Raw genomic sequence first — 17,688 nt, 5'->3', positions numbered from 1 at the left:
GCTCGCGGCCAGGCTCAGCTGATCTGGCGCATGGCGCACATGAGCTGCGCTTCGCACGCCAGCTCCTCGCCCACCAGGGCGCGGCCCCGGAACTTGGAAATGCCGGCCTTCATGCGCTCGATCTCGACTTCCAGGATGAGCTGGTCGCCCGGCTCCACCGGCCGCTTAAAGCGCGCGCCGTCGATGGCGGCGAAGTAATAGATCATGTTGTCGTCTGGGACGATGTCCAGCGAGCGAAACGACAGCAATGCGGCGGCCTGTGCCATCGCCTCGAGCATGAGCACGCCGGGCATCACGGGACGGTGCGGGAAATGGCCGTTGAAGAACGGCTCATTCATCGTCACGTTCTTCAAGGCCGTGATGCGCTTGCCCTTTTCCATGCCGACGACGCGGTCGACGAGCAGGAAGGGATAGCGATGCGGCAGCAGCTTGAGGATCTGATGAATGTCGAGCGTGTTGTCAGTCATGATTTATTGTCTTGCGCGAGGCCCTTCTCCAGCGCCTTGACGCGCTCGCGCAGTGAATGGAGGTGCCGCAGGGTCGCGGCATTCTTCTCCCAGGCCGCATTTTCGTCGATGGGAAACACGCCGGTGTATTGGCCGGGCTTGTGGATGGAGCGCGTGACCAGCGAAGCCGCCGACACATGAACACCTTCGGCCAGCGTCAGGTGGCCCAGCACCATGCCCGCACCCGCAATGGTGCAGTTCGGGCCGATCACCGCGCTGCCCGCGACCGCCGAGCAGCCGGCCATGGCCGTGTTGCGGCCGATGCGCACGTTGTGGCCGATCTGGATCAGGTTATCGAGCTTGACCCCGTCTTCGATCACCGTGTCTTCAAGTGCACCACGGTCGATGCAGGTGTTGGCACCGATTTCCACGTCGTCGCCGATGCGCACCGCGCCCAGCTGCTCGATCTTGACCCATGTCCCCTCGTGCGGCGCCAGGCCGAATCCGTCGGCTCCGATCACGGCACCCGGATGAACCAGGCAGCGCGCACCGATGACGCAGCCTTCGCTGACGGTGACGCGAGACTTGAGCACCGTGCCGGCGCCGATGCGGGCGCCCCGCTCCACCACGCACAGCGGGCCGATCTCGGCCGTGGCGTCGATCACCGCTTCGGGGTGGACCACCGCGCTGGGGTGGATGCGCTCGCCCTTGGGCGGTGCGTGGTGCGCCTTCCAGAGCTGCGTCAGTCGTGCAAAGTAGAGATAAGGGTCCGGCGTGAGAATGAAGTCGCCCCGCGCCGCAGCCGCCTCTTGCACCGCCGGCGAAACGATCACGCAACCGGCACGCGAGGCCGCCAGGTCCTTCACGAACTTGGGGTTGGAGAGAAAGGTGAGCTCGTTCTGGCCGGCCGTCTGCAGGGGCGCGAGCCGCTCGATGGTGCGGCCGCCGTCGCCGTGCAGCTCGCCTCCCAGAGCATCAACGATGGCCGCGAGTTGCAGTGCCACGCCGGTCCGCCAGCTTGCGCCGGGCCTACTTGCCGTTGGTGCCGCCGGGCGCCGGGGAGCCGGTCGGGCCAGAGGCGTTGAGGGCCTTGATCACCTTGTCGGTGATGTCGTGCTTGGGATTGATGTAGATCGCCTCCTGCAGGATGGCGTCGTACTTCTCCGCCTCGGCCACCTGCTTGACGACGCGATTGGCGCGCTCGTACACGGCCTGCAGCTCTTCGTTCTTGCGGGCGTTGAGGTCTTCCTGGAACTCGCGGCGCTTGCGCTGGAATTCGCGGTCCTGCTCGATCAGCTGGCGCTGGCGCTGCGCGCGCTGCGTGTCCGACAGCGTGGGGGCCTCACGCTCGAAGCGCTCGGACGCCGCCTTGAGCTCGGCTCCCTGCGCCTGCAGATCCTTGTCGCGCTTGGTGAACTCCGCCTCCAGCTTGGCCTGCGCGGCCTTGGCCGGCTGCGCCTCGCGCAGCACGCGATCGGGGTTCACGAAGCCGACGCGAAAGGTTTCCTGTGCCTGCGCCGGCATTGCGCAGAGCGCAAAGGCCGGCACCAGCAGTGCCGCGGCGGCACGAAGCAAATGGTTCATTAAAACGAGGTTCCGATCTGGAATTGGATCCGCTGAATTCTATCCTTGGGGATGTAGCCGGGCTGCCCCTGCGTGCCGACCTCTTCGTCCTGGTATTGGATCGGGAAGGCGTAGGCCAGGCGCAGCGGACCGAGCGGGGAAACCCAACTGATGCCGATGCCGACCGAGGAGCGAAGCTTGCGCTGCGCATCCCATTGGGCGTCGGTCATGTCCGTGGTGCGGTCGGCGAACACGTTGCCGATGTCGAAGAAGCTGTACAGGCGCAGCGTGCGGTCATTGCCTGCGCCCGGGAACGGCGCATTGATTTCGGCGTTGAAGACCGCTTTTTTGGTACCGCCCAGCGAAGCGCTGGTGACGCTGTCGCGCGGACCCAGCGAGTTCTGCTCGAAGCCTCGGATGGAACCGAGGCCACCGGCGTAGAAGTTCTTGAAGATCGGGTAGATGTTGTCGCCGTACGCCTTGCCATAGCCCACCTCGGCGTTCATGGCAAAGGTGTACTGCTTGGACAGCGGAATGAACTGCTGGATCTGGTAGCTGCCCTTGTAGTACTTCATGTCGCCGCCGGAGCCGATTTCCAGGTTGGCGCGCTGCAGGCGTCCGCGCGTCGGCACCAGGGCGCTGTCCCGTGCGTCGCGAGCCCATGCGACGGTCAAAGGAATGCCCCAGACGCTGTCGTTGCTGCAACCCGCGATGTAGTTGGGATCCGCCGGCGACAGCGTACAACCGAAGTAATCCCGGTAAGCCTGCGGAATGGCGGTTGCCGCGTTGCTGCCCGGATCGAAGCCGTAGCGCTCCAGACCCACGCCGAAGTACACCGTGTCGACTTCGCTGAACGGCACGCCGAAGCGGATGCTGCCACCCTCGTTGGTCAACGTGTAGTCGCCGTCTTCCACATAGTACGGCCGGGTGGTCCGGTGATAGATATCGAAGGTGCGCGAAATGCCGTCCTGCGTGAAGTACGGATTGGTACTCGTCAGCTGGATGACGCGGTTGTACTTGCTGGTGTTGAGTTGCAGGCCGAGATAGTTGCCCGAGCCGAACACGTTTTCCTGCGAGATGCCGAAGTTGAACGACACCTTTTCGGCCGACGAATAGCCGGCGCCGAGTTGCAGGGCGCCCGTCGGCTTTTCGACCACCGTCATGGCCAGGTCGACCTGGTCCGGCGAGCCGGGCACCTCCGTGGTGTCGACGTTGACATCGGTGAAGTAACCCAGCCGGTCCACCCGGTCGCGCGACAGCTTGATGCGGTCGCCGTCATACCAGGACGCCTCGTACTGGCGGAACTCGCGTCGAATCACTTCATCGCGCGTCCGGTTGTTGCCGCTGACCGAAATGCGGCGAACGTAGACGCGGCGCGAAGGATCGGCCTGCAGCGTCAGGGCGACGCGGTTGTTCACGCGGTCGACCTCGGGGCGGGCCTGCACGCGTGCGAAGGCATAGCCGAAGGTACCGAAATAGTCGGTGAACGCCTTGGTGGTCTGGGTCACCTGCTCGCCGTTGTAGGGCTCGCCCGGCTCGATGGTCACCAGCGACTTGAACTCGTCCTCGCGGCCCAGGAAGTTGCCTTCCAGTTTGACGCCGGACACCACGAACTTCTCGCCTTCGGTGACGTTCACGGTCACCGACAGATCCTGCCGGTCGGGGGAGATGGCCACCTGCGTGGAGTCGATGCGGAACTCCAGATAGCCGCGCTGCAGGTAGTACGAGCGCAGGGTTTCGAGGTCGGCATTGAGCTTGGCACGCGAGTACTGGTTGGACTTGGTGTACCAGCTCAGCCAGCCCCCCGTGTCCTGGTCGAACAGCCCGAGGAGCGTCGACTCGCTGTACGCCTTGTTGCCCACGATCCGGATCTCGCGGATGCGGGCCGGCTCGCCTTCCGTCACGGTGAACGTCAGGTTCACGCGGTTGCGTTCGATCGGCGTGACCGTCGTCACGACCTCGGCGTTGTAGAGGCTGCGGCTCACGTACTGGCGCTTGAGCTCCTGCTCCGCGCGGTCGGCCAGCGCCTTGTCGTACGGACGGCCGTCGGCCAGCCCGACATCGCGCAGCGCCTTCTTGAGCGCATCCTTGTCGAATTCCTTGGCGCCGACGAAGTCGACATCGGCGATGGTGGGTCGCTCCTCGACGATCACCACCACCACGTTGCCGTTCACGTCGATGCGCACGTCCTTGAACAGGCCCAGGTCGAACAGCGCGCGGATGGCCGCCGAGCCGCTTTCGTCGGTGTACGTGTCACCCACGCGGATGGGCATGGAAGCGAAGATGGTGCCGGGCTCGACCCGCTGCAGGCCTTCGACCCGGATGTCTCGAATGGTGAAGGGTTCGACGGCCCAAGCAGCCAGTGTCGAAACCGCCCCGGCAACAAGTACGACGATGCTGCGCAGGCGGAAGCTGCTGAATGTTTTTTTCATCAGAGATTGGGCCGGCGCGACGCGGCCGGGCGAAAGTTAACCAAAGAGCCGAGTCACGTCGTTGAAGAGCGCGATGGACATCATGACCAGCAGCAGCGCAACGCCTCCACGCTGCAGCCTTTCCATCCAGGCGTCTGACACGCTCTTGCCGGTGAGGCCCTCCCAAAGATAATACATCAGGTGTCCTCCATCGAGGACCGGGAGCGGCATGAGGTTCAGCACGCCCAGGCTGACGCTGATCAGGGCGAGAAAGGTCAGGTACTGGGTGAATCCGAGGCTGGCCGACTTGCCGGCGTAGTCGGCAATGGTGAGCGGCCCGCTGATGTTCTTGAGCGAAGCCTCGCCGATGAGCATCTTGCCCATCATTCGAACCGTGAGCGCCGACACCTCCCAGGTACGCACCACGCCGGCCCAGAGGCCGTCCAGCGGGCCCTGGCGCACCGTGACGACTTCCGGCGGCGCGCCCACGTACGCGCCGATGCGGCCGAACTTGCCCGCTGCGTCGCTTCGCACCTCCGGGGCCACCTGCAACTCGACCATCTGGCCGCCACGCTGCACGCGCCAGGCCTGCTCGCGCGGCTGGTCGCCATCGATGGAAGCCCGGATGGCCTCCCGCAGCTGCTGGCCGTCGATGATCTGGGTCGGCCCGACGGACAACACCAGGTCGCCACGCCGAAGCCCTGCCCGTTCGGCCGCACCGCCTGCCATGACGTCGCCGATTTCGGGAAGCGTCAGCGGAACCACGATCCCGATTCGCCTGAACAGCTGCGCATCCGCATCCTTGGCCTCGACATCGCTGAGCGGCAATACCAGGGTTTGAATCCGCCCCCGTCCGTCGGCATCGATCTCCAGCGTCAGGTCGCGGCTCTCCAGCGCGCCTCGGGTGAGGCGCCAGCGCAGATCGTCGAAGGACGCAACGGGCTCCAGTTCACCGTCGAACCCGGCGCGCGTCACCTGCTCGCCGCCGCGCAGGCCGGCCTGCTCCGCCATCGAGCCCGCCACCGGGCGCGCCAGCCGGGCGACCGGCTCATCGACACCGATCCAGTTGACCGTGGCATACAGCACCACCGCCAGCAGCAGGTTGGCCAGCGGCCCCGCGGCCACGATGGCCGCACGCGAACGAAGCGGCTGGGTGTTGAAGGCCCGGTGACGCTCGTGCGGCTCCACAGGTGCCTCGCGCTCGTCGAGCATGCGGACATAGCCGCCCAGCGGGAAGGCGCCGATGACGAACTCGGTTTCCTGGCCCGGGTGCTGCCGCCTGGGCTGCCACCGGTAGAGCACATGGCCGAAGCCGATGGAAAAGCGCAGCACCTTCACGCCGCAGGCCACGGCCACGCGGTAGTGCCCCCACTCGTGCACGGCGATGAGAACGGCCAGGGCGACGATGAAGGCAATGACGGTGAGCATGGCAGCCAGGGCTTGAGGTTGCGCTTCAGGCCGCCATGCGCTGCGCGGCCGCACGGGCCGCACGGCGCGCGCTGGCATCCAGGTCCAGCAGGTCGGCCAGCGATGCCGGCTTGGAGGGCAGCACGGCCTCCAAAGTTTCCAGGTTGACCGCATGAATCCGGTCAAAGCGCAGCCGGCCGTCCAGGAAGGCTTCGACGGCGATCTCGTTCGCGGCATTGAGCACCGCCGTGGTTCCCGATGCCGCGCGCAACGCCTGCCAGGCCAGTTGCAGGCCCGGGAAACGCACCGCGTCGGGTTCCTCGAAGGTCAGCGCCGAGAGGCTGCGGAAATCGAGCCGCGTGGCGCCACTTTCCAGGCGCTCCGGCCAGGCCAGGCCACACGCGATGGGCACGCGCATGTCCGGCGTGCCGAGTTGGGCGATCACCGAGGCATCGGTGAACTGCACCATCGAGTGGATGACGCTTTGCGGATGGATCACCACCTCGATCTGGTCCGGCGACACGCCGAACAGGTAGCGCGCCTCGATCACCTCGAGTGCCTTGTTCATCATGGTGGCCGAATCCACCGAGATCTTGCGGCCCATCACCCAGTTGGGATGGGCGCATGCCTCTTCCGGCGTCACCTCGCCAAGCGTTGCGGGCCTTCGCGTGCGGAAGGGGCCGCCTGAGGCGGTCAGGATGATCTTGTCGATCCGGCGCGGCCAGGTGGCCGGGTCTTCCGGCAGGGACTGGAAGATGGCCGAGTGCTCGCTGTCGATCGGCAGCAAGGAGGCACCTCCCTCCCGGACGGCCGTCATGAACAGGTCGGCGCCGACCACCAGCGCTTCCTTGTTCGCCAGCAGAAGGCGCTTGCCGGCCCGCGCCGCCGCCAGGCAAGGCGGCAGCCCCGCGGCGCCGACGATGGCGGCCATGACGGCGTCCACCTCTTCGTGCGCGGCAATGCGCTCGAGCGCATCGGGCGAATCCAGCACCTGGGTCGGAATATCGTTGTCGCGCAGCTTGCCGGCCAACTGGGCCGCATGCGGCGCGCTGGCCATGACGGCAAAGCGCGGCTTGAAGCGCCGGCACTGCGCCAGCAGTTCGTCCACGCGGGTCGCGGCCGACAGGGCAAAAACCTCGAAGTGCCCGGGGTGGCGCGCGATCACGTCGAGCGTGCTCACGCCCACCGAGCCCGTCGAGCCCAGCACCGTGACGCGTTTTTTCGAAATCGGATTCACAGGAAAGCCAGCATCATCGCTAGAGGGAGGGTTGGCAACAGTGCATCCACCCGGTCCAGCACGCCGCCGTGGCCGGGCAGCAGGTTGCTGCTGTCCTTGGCACCGGCGCTGCGCTTGACCAGCGATTCGATCAGGTCGCCCACGACGCTCATCATGGAGAGAAACACCACGCCCAGGGGCAGCTGCCACCAGCCGCGCTCGGCCAGCCGCGTGTACAGGCTGGCGACGTCGGCGCGCGCTGCGTCGTCGGCCCAGACCCAGGCCAGCGCCAGCACCAGCACACCGACGACGCCGCCCCACACCCCCTCCCAGCTCTTGCCAGGACTGATGGAGGGCGCCAGCTTGCCGCGCGTGAACCGCAGGCCGAAGGCGCGCCCGGCGAAATAGGCGAACACGTCTGCCACCCAGACCAGCACCAGCAGCGACAGCAGGAAGTTGATGCCGACGACGCGCGCCTGCACCGCGGCCAGCCACGCGACCCACAGCGCGAGCAGCCCGCCGACCAGGCGCAGCGCGCGCGGGACCGACGGCCAGCCCGCCACACCGGCACGCAGCAGGAGTCCGCCGCACAGCACCCATGCGCCGCCCGCGACGATCCACACCAAGGGAAGGCGCTGCTGCAACAGGCCCAGCCACCAAGAAAGCCCGCACAGCGCCACCGCCTCGACGCCCAGGAACACCGACAGGCGCGGGCCGCAACCGTTCAGGCGCCCCCACTCCCACGCCGCGGCGCCGATGAGCACCAGCATCACCACCGCGAACGGCACGTAGGACGGATAGAAAAGCGCAGGCAGCAGGATGGCCAGCAGGACGACGGCCGTGATGATGCGTTGCTTGAGCATGTGCGGCTCAGGCGGTACGCAGCGTGTGCGTACCCGAAGTTGCCAGTTGATCCGAGGTCTTGCCGAAGCGGCGTTCCCTGCCCTGGTAGGCGGCAATGGCCTCGTCCAGCGCGGCCTCGTCGAAATCGGGCCAGAGGCGATGGCTGAAGAAGAGTTCGGAATAGGCGCTCTGCCACAGCAGGAAGTTGGACAGGCGCTGCTCGCCGCCGGTGCGGATGAACAGGTCCGGATCGGGCACGTGCGCCAGCGCCAGTTCGCGGTTCAGGGTTTCTTCGGTGATCGACTCGCCCCGGCTCGCCAGCTGCTGCGCGGCGTGGGCGATGTCCCAGCGCCCGCCGTAGTTGAAACAGACGTTGAGCACCAGGCGCGTGTTGTCCGCCGTCGCCGCTTCGGCCTGGACGATTCCCCGGGCGATCTTGTCGGTCCAGCCTTCGCGCGCACCGACAAAATGCAGACGCACGCCATCGTCACGCAGGCGCGGCACTTCGCGCCCCAGGGCCATCACCATCAGTTCCATGAGGCCCGAGACCTCCTCGGCCGGCCGGCTCCAGTTCTCCGACGAGAAGGCAAACACCGTGAGCACACCCACGCCGCGGTCGGCGCAGGCCTTGACGCAACGGCGCAGCGACTCCACCCCTTGCTTGTGCCCCGCGACGCGCGGCAAGAAGCGCTTGGTCGCCCAGCGACCGTTGCCATCCATGACGATGGCGACGTGATGAGGGGGGGCTGCCCCGGTCGAACTGCTCATGGAAAGGCCTAGACGGCCATGATCTCCGCTTCCTTGGCCACGACCAACTTGTCGATCTCGGCGATGTGGCGGTCGGTCACCTTCTGGATCTCGGCTTCGGCGCGCTTCTGGTCGTCTTCGGAAGCCAGCTTGTCCTTGACCAGCTTCTTGACCGATTCGTTGGCGTCGCGGCGCAGGTTGCGGGTGGCGATCTTGGCGTTCTCGCCCTCCGAGCGCACGAGCTTGGTCATTTCCTTGCGGCGCTCTTCGCTCATGGGCGGCATCGGCACGCGGATCAGGTCGCCCATGCTGGCCGGGTTCAGGCCCAGGTCGCTCTCGCGGATGGCCTTCTCGATCTTGGCGCCCATGCCCTTTTCCCAGGGCTGGACGCTGATGGTGCGTGCGTCGAGCAGTGCCACGTTGGCCACCTGGCTCAGCGGCACCATCGAGCCGTAGTACTCCACATGGATGGTGTCCAGCAGCGCCGGGTTGGCGCGGCCGGTACGGATCTTGGTCAGGTTGTTCTGGAATGCAGCCAGCGACTGGTTCATCTTGGCGTCAGTCGCGCTGCGGATCTCGGCGATAGTGGTCATTTCTAGCGTTCCTGAAAGACGGCAGCCGCGCCACCAACACGGCGGCGCGGGCCCATCATTGTGTCAAGCATGCACCAGCGTGCCTTCGTCTTCGCCCATCACGACACGGCGCAGCGCACCGTTCTTGAAGATCGAAAACACCTTGATCGGCAGCTTCTGGTCGCGGCACAGCGCAAAGGCGGTGGCATCCATGATGCCCAGGTTCTGGGCGATGGCCTCGTCGAAGCTCAGCGTGGAATAGCGCGTGGCTTCCGGATCCTTCTTGGGGTCGGCGGTATAGACGCCATCGACCTTGGTGGCCTTCAGAACCAGTTCGGCGCCAATCTCGGCGCCGCGCAGCGCGGCCGCAGTGTCGGTCGTGAAGAAGGGGTTGCCGGTGCCGGCGGCAAACACCACCACCTTGCCCTCCTCGAGGTACTGCAGGGCCTTGGGGCGCACATAGGGCTCGACCACCTGCTCGATGGCAATGGCCGACATCACGCGCGCGGTGAGGCCCTGCTTGTCCATGGCATCGGCCAGGGCCAGGGAGTTCATCACCGTGGCCAGCATGCCCATGTAGTCCGCCGTGGCGCGGTCCATGCCGACCGAGCCGCCGGCCACGCCGCGGAAGATGTTCCCGCCGCCGATCACGACGGCGACCTGCACCCCCATGTTCACCACCTCGGCCACCTCTTCGACCATGCGCACGATGGTCGCGCGGTTGATGCCGAAGGCGTCGTCCCCCATCAGCGCCTCGCCCGACAGCTTCAACAAGATGCGCTTGTGGGCTGGGCGGGTCTGGAGCATGGGCATTTCCTTGAATGTGGCGGGCGGAGTGTAAGGGGTGAGATTGCAGGTTGTCGCGGGCACCCCTCGGGGTGCCGCGACAATTTCCAGGATCAGGCCTGGGCCTTGGCAGCGGCGACCTGGGCGGCGACTTCGGCGGCGAAGTCGTCGACCTTCTTCTCGATGCCTTCGCCCACGATGTACATCGTGAAGCCCTTGATCGAGGTATTGGCGCCCTTGAGCATCGCCTCGACGGTCTGCTTGTCGTTCTTCACGAAGGCCTGGTTGTACAGGGACACTTCCTTGAGGAACTTCTGCACCGCGCCTTCGACGCGCTTGGCCACGATCTCGGCCGACTGCACCGGCTTGCCGGCAGCTTCGGCGGCCTTGCGGTCTTCTTCGGCCTTGCCGGCGGCCACGGCACGCTCTTTCTCGATCAGGTCGTTCGAGACGTCGGCGGTGGACAGGGCCACGGGCTTCATGGCGGCGATGTGCATGGCCACGTCCTTGGCCGCAACGTCGTCACCTTCGTACTCGACCAGCACGCCGATGCGGGTGCCGTGCAGGTACGAGGCCAGCTTGGCGCCCGATGCGAAGCGCTTGAAGCGGCGGAAGGTCATGTTCTCGCCGATCTTGCCGATCAGGCCCTTGCGCACGTCTTCCAGCGTGGGGCCGAAACCGTCCTGCTCGTAGGGCAGCGCGCCCAGGGCAGCCAGGTCGGCCGGATTGTTCTTGGCCACCAGTTCAGCCGCCTTGTTGGCAAAGGCCAGGAAGCTGTCGTTCTTGCTGACGAAGTCGGTTTCGCAATTGATCTCGATCAGGCCACCGGTGGTGCCTTCGACATACGCAGCCACCACGCCTTCGGCGGTGATGCGCGACGACGCCTTGCCAGCCTTGTTGCCCAGCTTGATGCGCAGCAGCTCTTCGGCCTTCTCCATGTTGCCGTCGGCCTCGGTCAGGGCCTTCTTGCATTCCATCATGGGCGCGTCGGTCTTCGCGCGAAGTTCGCCGACCATGCTTGCGGTGATTGCTGCCATTTCTAAATCTCCGTAATCCGTTCAGTATTCAGGTTAAAAAAAAGGGGCAACCAAGCCCCTTTCTTCAGGCTCCAGGGGGAGCAGATCAGGCGGACGCGCCCTCTTCGACTTCGACGAATTCGTCGTCAGCGCCTTCGGCCACGGCCTTGGCGACGTCGGCCACGGCGTTGGCACGGCCCTCGATGATGGCGTCGGCGATGCCGCGGGCGTACAGCGTGACAGCCTTGGACGAGTCATCGTTGCCGGGGATCACGTAGTCGATGCCTTCGGGCGAGTGGTTGGAGTCCACCACGCCGATCAGCGGGATGCCCAGCTTCTTGGCTTCGGCCACGGCGATCTTGTGGAAGCCCACGTCGATCACGAAGATGGCGTCGGGCAGCGCGGTCATGTCCTGGATGCCGCCGATGTCCTTCTCGAGCTTCTCGATTTCACGGGTGAAGGTGAGCTGCTCTTTCTTGCTCAGGTTGTCGAGGCCGGCTTCCTGCTGGGCCTTCATGTCCTTCAGGCGCTTGATCGAGGTCTTGACCGTCTTGAAGTTGGTCAGCATGCCGCCGAGCCAACGGGTGTCGACGAAGGGAACGCCGGCACGGCGCGCTTCGGCGGCGACGATTTCGCGAGCCTGGCGCTTGGTGCCCACCATCAGGATGGTGCCGCGGTTGGCGGTGAGCTGCTTGGCGTACTTCATCGCGTCCTGGAACATCGGGAGCGACTTTTCCAGGTTGATGATGTGAATCTTGTTGCGGCTGCCGAAGATGTAGGGGGCCATCTTCGGGTTCCAGAAGCGGGTTTGGTGGCCGAAATGGACACCGGCTTCCAGCATTTCGCGCATGGTGGTCGACATGTGAATGAACTCCAAAGGTTATGTCTAAAATCCGGCCCGTTTTTGCGCCCCGCCTGCGTTTGCGCGGGATGCAACACCTTGAGTGGGCCGGTTTGCGGATACGTTTCCAGCCGCTTGAGCGCATGCCTTAAATTGGCGTAACGCGCAATCAGCGAAACCCGGCGAGTATAGCACGCGCCCCTCGGCTCCCCCTGTCCTTGTACCCTTCGTGGCCATGCAGCAAGACCTCCACCAAGTCCGCGACGACCTTCGAAACGGCACCCGCAACGCCCGCTCCGACATGGAGCACGCCATCGCCATCGCCCAGTCGCCCGCCTGCGAGCATGTTTTTACCCGGACGATGTTCGACGAAGCCTTGGCGGCAGCCGGCGCCGCCCGCCCCGACCAGCCGCTGGCCGGACTGGCGGTGTCGGTGAAGGACCTGTTCGACATCGCCGGCCAGCCCACCCCGGCCGGGTCGGTGGTGCTGTCGCACGCCCCGTCGGCAGCCAGCGATTCGCCCGCCGTGGCGCGCTTGCGCGCTGCCGGCGGCGTCGTGATCGGGCGCACCAACATGACCGAGTTCGCCTTCTCGGGCGTCGGCGTCAACCCGCACCATGGCACCCCGCCCAACGCCGCCGTGAAGAGCAGCCGCGGGCCGCACGTGCCGGGCGGCTCGTCGTCAGGCGCTGCGGTTTCAGTCGCCACGGGCGCCGCCTTCGTGGGGTTGGGCTCGGACACCGGCGGTTCGATCCGGATCCCGGCCGCCCTCAACGGCATCGTCGGCTTCAAGAACACCGCGCGACTGGTGCCCACCCAAGGCGCCCTGCCCCTGTCGACCACGCTGGACACCGCCTGCGCCATGACGCGCTCGGTTCGCGATGCGGTCCTGGTGCATGAAATCCTGGCCGGTCGCAGCGTGGCGCCGGCTGCCAAGCCGTTGGCGCAATGCCGGTTCGCGGTCGTCAAGGAACTCTTCCAGGACGCGCTCGAACCGAGCGTCGCTGCCGCCTTCGACAAGACGTTGCAGGCGGTGCGCGGCGCCGGCGCCCGCGTCGAGGAAATCTCGCTGCCGCCCCTGGCCGACCTGCCCGCCATCAATGCCACGGGCGGGTTTTCCGCCGCCGAGAGCTATGCATGGCACCGGCAATTGCTGGAGCGCAGCATTGCCGGCTACGACCCGCGCGTGGCCCAGCGCATTCTCAAAGGCGCCGAAATGCGGGCCTTCGAGTACATCGACCTCGTGCACGCCCGCGCCGAATGGATTTCCCGCATGGAGAAAGCGTTGCAAGGCTTTGATGCAGTGCTGTCCCCTACCGTGCCCGTCACCGCGCCGCCCGTCGCGGACGTAGCACCGGGGGCCGAACGCGATGAAGCCTTCTTCCGCCTGAACGGCCTGCTGCTGCGCAATCCCTCGGTGGTCAACATGCTGGACGGCTGCGCCATCTCCCTGCCCTGCCAGGCGCCGGGCGAGGCGCCGGTGGGACTGATGATCTGGCACGCGGCCCTGCACGACGACGACGTCCTCGGAATCGCGCGCCAGGTGGAGGCATTGCTGAAGCACCCCTGACCCCCGAGGCCACGAGGCGCGCTCCTGCGCCATTTGATTTCAATCGATATAATTTCATTTGAAATAATATCGATTGCCATGACGCAACCCTCCCGCCTCGACCGGCTGCTGGCCGGCCGCCCGCCCGAGCTGGCCAACGCCATTGCCGCGTCGCGCATGCTGTTTCGGGTGGCGCATCTGCTGGAGGCGCACATCGACGCCGCCCTGCAGCCCTTCGGCATCGACATGCGCGAGTACCTGGCGCTGGTGCTGATCGCCGACGATGCGATCGAGCCGCTGCGTCCTTCCGACCTGAGCACCACTCTGGATGCCACGCGCACGCAGATCACCCGGCTGCTGGACGGGCTGGAGAAGAAGGGCCTGGCGCAGCGCTTGCCCGGCAGCGGCGACCGCCGCAGCTTTCACCTGGCCCAGACCGACGCTGCGCGCGAGTTGCTGCGCCGTGCGGCGCCGGCCGTGCATGCCGCCTACGAATCCGGCTGGGCCGCCGTAGGGGCCGAGGGCACCGTGCGGGCGCTCCAGGTGCTCAAGCGCCTGCACAAGGACCTGGCACCGCCGGAAACGCCATGACATCGATGGACTGGCGCTGGCACGCCGACAAGAAGCGCCTGCTGATGCTTCTGCTGGGCCTGATCGTCGGGGTCGAGTTCCTCGAGAACGGCATGTTCGTCTTTGCCGCCAGCCACATCGTGGGCGGCATCGACGCGGCGCCGCGCGAGTTCGCACAAGTGCAGGCGGCCTACGCCATCGGCAGCATGACCATGATCGTGCTGCAGCAATGGCTCTCACGCCATTTCGGCTACCGGCGCTACCTCAGCGCCGCGCTGGGCCTGTTCATGGCGGGCGGCTTCGCATGTGCCGCGGCGCAGGACCTGGCCACGCTCACCTTCGCGCGGCTGCTGCAGGGCTTCGGCGGCGGCGCCCTGTTCACCAGCTGCCGGGTGCTGGTGCCCATGCTGTTCACACCGCGCGACCGGCCGCAGGCATTGAAGGACTTCATGCTGGTGGCCTTTGCCATGTCGGCCGCCTCGCCCTTGCTGGCCGCGGCCCTGGTCGACCACTGGGGCTGGCGCTGGGTGTTCCTGGCGGCGCAGCCCCTGGCGGCGCTGGCCATGGCCGGCGCATGGACCCTGATACCGGACTCGGTAGGCCGCGGCGGCGAGCCGGTGCGCTGGGCGGCCGGCCCGTTGCTGCTCTTTGCGCTGGCCGTCACGCTGGTGCAGATGGGCCTGGCCCAGGCGCGCTTCGAGATGTTCGCCCACCCCGCCCGGCTGGCCATCACCGCCCTGTGCGGCCTGGGCCTGCTGGCCTGGTTCTTCGCGCATCAGCTCAAGCATGACGAACCCCTGGTGCGGCTTCGCGAACTGGGCCATCCGGTCTACCTGGCCGGCCTGGGCCTGTACTTCGTTCACTACTGCCTGGCGGGCGCGACCGGCTACGTGTTTCCCATCTACGCCGAACGCGGCCTGGGCATGCCGCTGACCACGGCGGGCTGGCTCAGCACCTTTTCGGCCCTGGTCACGCTCGCCGCCGCCTACGCGTACATCAAGCGCGGCGCGCGGTTGCCCCGCAAGAAGCCGATCATGGCCGCGGGCGCGCTCGCACTGGCGCTGGCCGCATGGCTGCTCGCCGACATGCCGCCGCAGGCACCACCCGGCGCGCTCCTGCTGGCACTGGCCGCCAAGGGCGTGTTCGGTGCGCTCCTCGTGCTCCCCGTGGCCGGCCTCACATTCCGCGACCTGGGCGAAGAGCGTTTCGCCCATGGCTATCAAAGCAAGAACCTGATGCGCCAGGTGGCCGGCACCTTCGCATCCGCACTGGCCGCCATCGGGCTGCAGGACCGGCAATTTGCCAACTACTCGCAGATCGCCGGGCACATCGATGCATCCGGTCCGCAGGCACGCGGCTGGATCGAGGGCGTGCAGGCCACTCTGGCCGCCCAGGGCATGTCGGCCGACGATGCGCGCCACACGGCGCTGGCCACCCTCTCGCACCTGGTCGATCAGCAGGCGCTGCTCATGTCCTGCGAGGACCTCTATCGCCTGCTTGCCGCCCTGGCGCTGGGCGCGGCGCTGATCATTCTGGTGCAGCGCCGGCTGAAGTAAGCCCCCGGGCGCGGGCACGCGCCTTGCGCTCGTCTATGCTCGCAGGAGTTCATCGGCGGGCAGTGCCAGCAAGCACGCCCGCCCCATCCGCAATCCAAGCATCCAAGAATGAAAATCGCGATCGTGGGTGCCGGCATCGTCGGCATCACCACCGCCTGGGAATTGACCGCCGACGGCCACGAGGTATCGGTATTCGACCGGCGCAATTCGGCCGCCGAGGAATCGAGCTTTGCCAACGCCGGCGTGGTGGCGCCCGGCTACGTCACCCCATGGGCGGCGCCGGGCATGCGCGCCAAGGTCCTGCGCTCCCTGTTCTCCACGCACGGGGCTGTCAAGCTGCGCTGGCCGCTGTCCTTTCGCGACCTCGGGTGGATGGCGCAGTTCCAGCGCGCATGCACGCTGGAGGCTTATCTTCAGAACCGTGCGCGCATGCAGCGCCTGGCCTTCTACAGCCGCTTGCGGCTGCATGACATCGTTGCGGCGCGCGAGCTCGAATACGACCGCGGCGAGGGCTACATGGTCCTCTTGCGCGGCAAGCGCGAAGCCAGGATGGCGCAGCCCGGCCTGGAGGTGCTGCGCGCCGCCGGCGCCAAGTTCCGCGAGATCGACGCCGACGAGGCGCGCCGGATCGAACCGGCGCTGAATGCCGACACGGAACTGGCCGGCGCCATCTACCTGCCCGACGACGAGGTCGGCAACTGCCGCCAGTTCGCCCTGCTGCTCAAGCGCGAGGCCGAATCGCTCGGCGCGCAATTCCACTTCGGCTGCGACATCGCGCCGCTCACCCGTTCGGCACCGCGCTCGCTGACCCTGGCGGGCGGCTCGCCGGCGCTGGACTTTGACGCCATCGTCGTCTGCGCGGGCCTGGCCTCGGCGCAGCTGCTGCGTCCGCTGGGCCTGCGCGTGCCGCTCACGCCGGTGTACGGCCACTCGATCAGCGCGCACATCAAGGAATCGCTGCATGCGCCGCGTGGCGCAGTCATGGACGAGCGCTTCAAGGTCGCGATCTCGCGCCTGGGCATGCGAGTGCGGGTGGCGGGCGGTGCGGAACTTGGCGGCCCGGCCGACCGCATCAACCCGGAAGCGCTGAAGACTCTGTACAAGGTGCTGCACGACTGGTTCCCCGGCGCCGTCACCCTTCAACAAGGCGTGCAGCAATGGAAAGGTGCGCGCCCGATGCTGCCCGACGGCCCGCCGGTGCTCGGCGCGAGCGGCATTCCGGGCGTGTGGCTCAACCTCGGGCATGGGTCCAGCGGATGGGCGCTGTCCTGCGGCAGCGCGCGTGTGCTGGCCGACCTGGTGGCCGGGCAGGACCCGGGCATCGACCTCGAAGGCTTCGGCGTCGAGCGCCTGCTTGCCCAGTAGTACCGCTGCCGACCATGCGCCGCATCACCGCCCACAGCCGCGCCGAGTTGTTCGATGTCGCCGCGAGCCGGCGGATTGAACAGGCGGCGGCCGCGCATCTACCGGCGCACACGCTGATGCGGCGCGCCGGCCTGGCGGTGGCGCGGCTGGCCGCGGCACTGGCGCCGCATGCCCGCTGCATCTGGATCGCCTGCGGCCCGGGCAACAACGGCGGCGATGGTTTCGAGGCCGCCACGCAGTTGCACCTGCGCGGCTTCGAGGTGCACGTGAGCTTCGCCGGCGACGAAAGCAGGCTCCCCGCCGATGCGCGCGACGCACTGGAGCGCGCACGACTGGCCGGTCTCGACATCCATGCCGAGGCGCCCGAGCAGTACAACCTGGCTGTCGACGCCTTGCTGGGCCTGGGGCTGGGCGTGGCCCGTGCGCCGGAGGGCCGCATGGCGCAGTGGCTCGCACGGATGTATCACGGCGGCCAGCCGGTGCTCAGCGTCGACCTGCCATCCGGCCTGAACGCCGACACCGGCGCGGCTGGCTTCGACTTCCGGCATGCAGGTGCGCGGCATTGCCTGAGCCTGCTGACGCTCAAGCCCGGCCTGTTCACCGCCCACGGCAGGGACGCGGCAGGCCAGGTCTGGTTCGACGACCTGGGCTGCGCCACGGGCTCCGAGCCACCCGTCGCGCATTTGAATGCACCACCCACCGACGAAGCACGCCCCCATGCCAGCCACAAGGGCAGCTTCGGCGACGTTGCCGTGCTCGGTGGCGCGCCCGGCATGGCCGGCGCGGCGCTGCTGGCGGCC

Annotated in this window: 17 protein-coding genes; 5 read left to right on the top strand and 12 right to left on the bottom strand. The window is 67.1% G+C overall.

What is annotated here, in order from left to right; translation table 11 throughout:
- Positions 1-14: 14 nt before the first annotated feature.
- From fabZ to rpsB, 12 genes are all read right to left on the bottom strand, one after another.
- Positions 15-467: a 3-hydroxyacyl-ACP dehydratase FabZ gene (fabZ, locus tag VSO01S_RS14955; protein WP_068643612.1), complete on the bottom strand. Its 453-nt coding sequence runs from the start codon at positions 465-467 to the stop codon at positions 15-17.
- A complete protein-coding gene (gene lpxD / locus VSO01S_RS14950) occupies positions 464-1,450 on the bottom strand; it encodes a UDP-3-O-(3-hydroxymyristoyl)glucosamine N-acyltransferase (RefSeq protein WP_068643611.1) in 987 nt (328 codons plus the stop codon). Before lpxD ends, fabZ begins: the two co-directional genes overlap by 4 nt.
- Before the next feature lie 25 nt (positions 1,451-1,475).
- Entirely contained in the window at positions 1,476-2,030 is a 555-nt protein-coding gene (locus VSO01S_RS14945) for an OmpH/Skp family outer membrane protein (protein WP_068643610.1), read from the bottom strand.
- Positions 2,030-4,441, bottom strand: coding sequence for an outer membrane protein assembly factor BamA (gene bamA / locus VSO01S_RS14940; protein ID WP_068643609.1), 2,412 nt, complete (start codon positions 4,439-4,441; stop codon positions 2,030-2,032). Before bamA ends, VSO01S_RS14945 begins: the two co-directional genes overlap by 1 nt.
- A gap of 36 nt (positions 4,442-4,477) precedes the next feature.
- A complete protein-coding gene (rseP, locus tag VSO01S_RS14935; protein WP_068643633.1) occupies positions 4,478-5,848 on the bottom strand; it encodes an RIP metalloprotease RseP in 1,371 nt (456 codons plus the stop codon).
- Positions 5,849-5,873: 25 nt separating this feature from the next.
- Positions 5,874-7,055 carry a 1-deoxy-D-xylulose-5-phosphate reductoisomerase gene (ispC, locus tag VSO01S_RS14930; protein WP_068643634.1) on the bottom strand — a complete coding sequence of 394 codons (1,182 nt, stop codon included), beginning with the start codon at positions 7,053-7,055 and terminating at the stop codon, positions 5,874-5,876.
- Between the two features lie 5 nt (positions 7,056-7,060).
- Positions 7,061-7,906, bottom strand: a complete 846-nt coding sequence (locus tag VSO01S_RS14925; protein WP_068643608.1) for a phosphatidate cytidylyltransferase — start codon at positions 7,904-7,906, stop codon at positions 7,061-7,063.
- Between the two features lie 7 nt (positions 7,907-7,913).
- Positions 7,914-8,654 (bottom strand): polyprenyl diphosphate synthase, encoded by a 741-nt coding sequence (gene uppS, locus VSO01S_RS14920; protein WP_068643607.1) that lies wholly within the window; start codon positions 8,652-8,654, stop codon positions 7,914-7,916.
- A gap of 8 nt (positions 8,655-8,662) precedes the next feature.
- Positions 8,663-9,226, bottom strand: coding sequence for a ribosome recycling factor (gene frr, locus VSO01S_RS14915; RefSeq protein ID WP_068643606.1), 564 nt, complete (start codon positions 9,224-9,226; stop codon positions 8,663-8,665).
- Positions 9,227-9,289: 63 nt separating this feature from the next.
- Positions 9,290-10,012: a UMP kinase gene (pyrH, locus tag VSO01S_RS14910; RefSeq protein ID WP_068643605.1), complete on the bottom strand. Its 723-nt coding sequence runs from the start codon at positions 10,010-10,012 to the stop codon at positions 9,290-9,292.
- Between the two features lie 92 nt (positions 10,013-10,104).
- A complete protein-coding gene (tsf, locus tag VSO01S_RS14905) occupies positions 10,105-11,028 on the bottom strand; it encodes a translation elongation factor Ts (protein WP_068643604.1) in 924 nt (307 codons plus the stop codon).
- 85 nt (positions 11,029-11,113) lie between these two features.
- Positions 11,114-11,869, bottom strand: a complete 756-nt coding sequence (gene rpsB, locus VSO01S_RS14900; RefSeq protein ID WP_068643603.1) for a 30S ribosomal protein S2 — start codon at positions 11,867-11,869, stop codon at positions 11,114-11,116.
- 214 nt (positions 11,870-12,083) lie between these two features.
- Here rpsB and VSO01S_RS14895 point away from each other — a divergent pair, with 214 nt between their 5' ends.
- The 5 genes from VSO01S_RS14895 to VSO01S_RS14875 all read left to right on the top strand — a co-directional run.
- Complete coding sequence (locus VSO01S_RS14895; protein ID WP_068643632.1) at positions 12,084-13,418, top strand: amidase; 1,335 nt, start codon at positions 12,084-12,086, stop codon at positions 13,416-13,418.
- A 78-nt stretch (positions 13,419-13,496) separates the two neighbouring features.
- Positions 13,497-13,988, top strand: a complete 492-nt coding sequence (locus VSO01S_RS14890; RefSeq protein ID WP_068643602.1) for a MarR family winged helix-turn-helix transcriptional regulator — start codon at positions 13,497-13,499, stop codon at positions 13,986-13,988.
- Positions 13,985-15,523, top strand: coding sequence for an MFS transporter (locus VSO01S_RS14885; protein WP_068643601.1), 1,539 nt, complete (start codon positions 13,985-13,987; stop codon positions 15,521-15,523). The genes VSO01S_RS14890 and VSO01S_RS14885 overlap by 4 nt, the downstream gene beginning before the upstream one ends.
- A 108-nt stretch (positions 15,524-15,631) precedes the next feature.
- Positions 15,632-16,888, top strand: coding sequence for a D-amino acid dehydrogenase (locus tag VSO01S_RS14880; RefSeq protein WP_068643600.1), 1,257 nt, complete (start codon positions 15,632-15,634; stop codon positions 16,886-16,888).
- 14 nt (positions 16,889-16,902) lie between these two features.
- On the top strand, positions 16,903-17,688 hold a 786-nt coding region (locus VSO01S_RS14875; protein ID WP_084241887.1), incomplete at its 3' end, for an NAD(P)H-hydrate epimerase.

It is taken from the genome of Variovorax soli NBRC 106424 (genome assembly GCF_001591385.1).
Taxonomy (GTDB): Bacteria; Pseudomonadota; Gammaproteobacteria; order Burkholderiales; family Burkholderiaceae_C; genus Variovorax; species Variovorax soli.
Note: the sequence above shows the minus strand (reverse complement) of the source record. Positions and strands in the feature narration are given on the sequence as shown.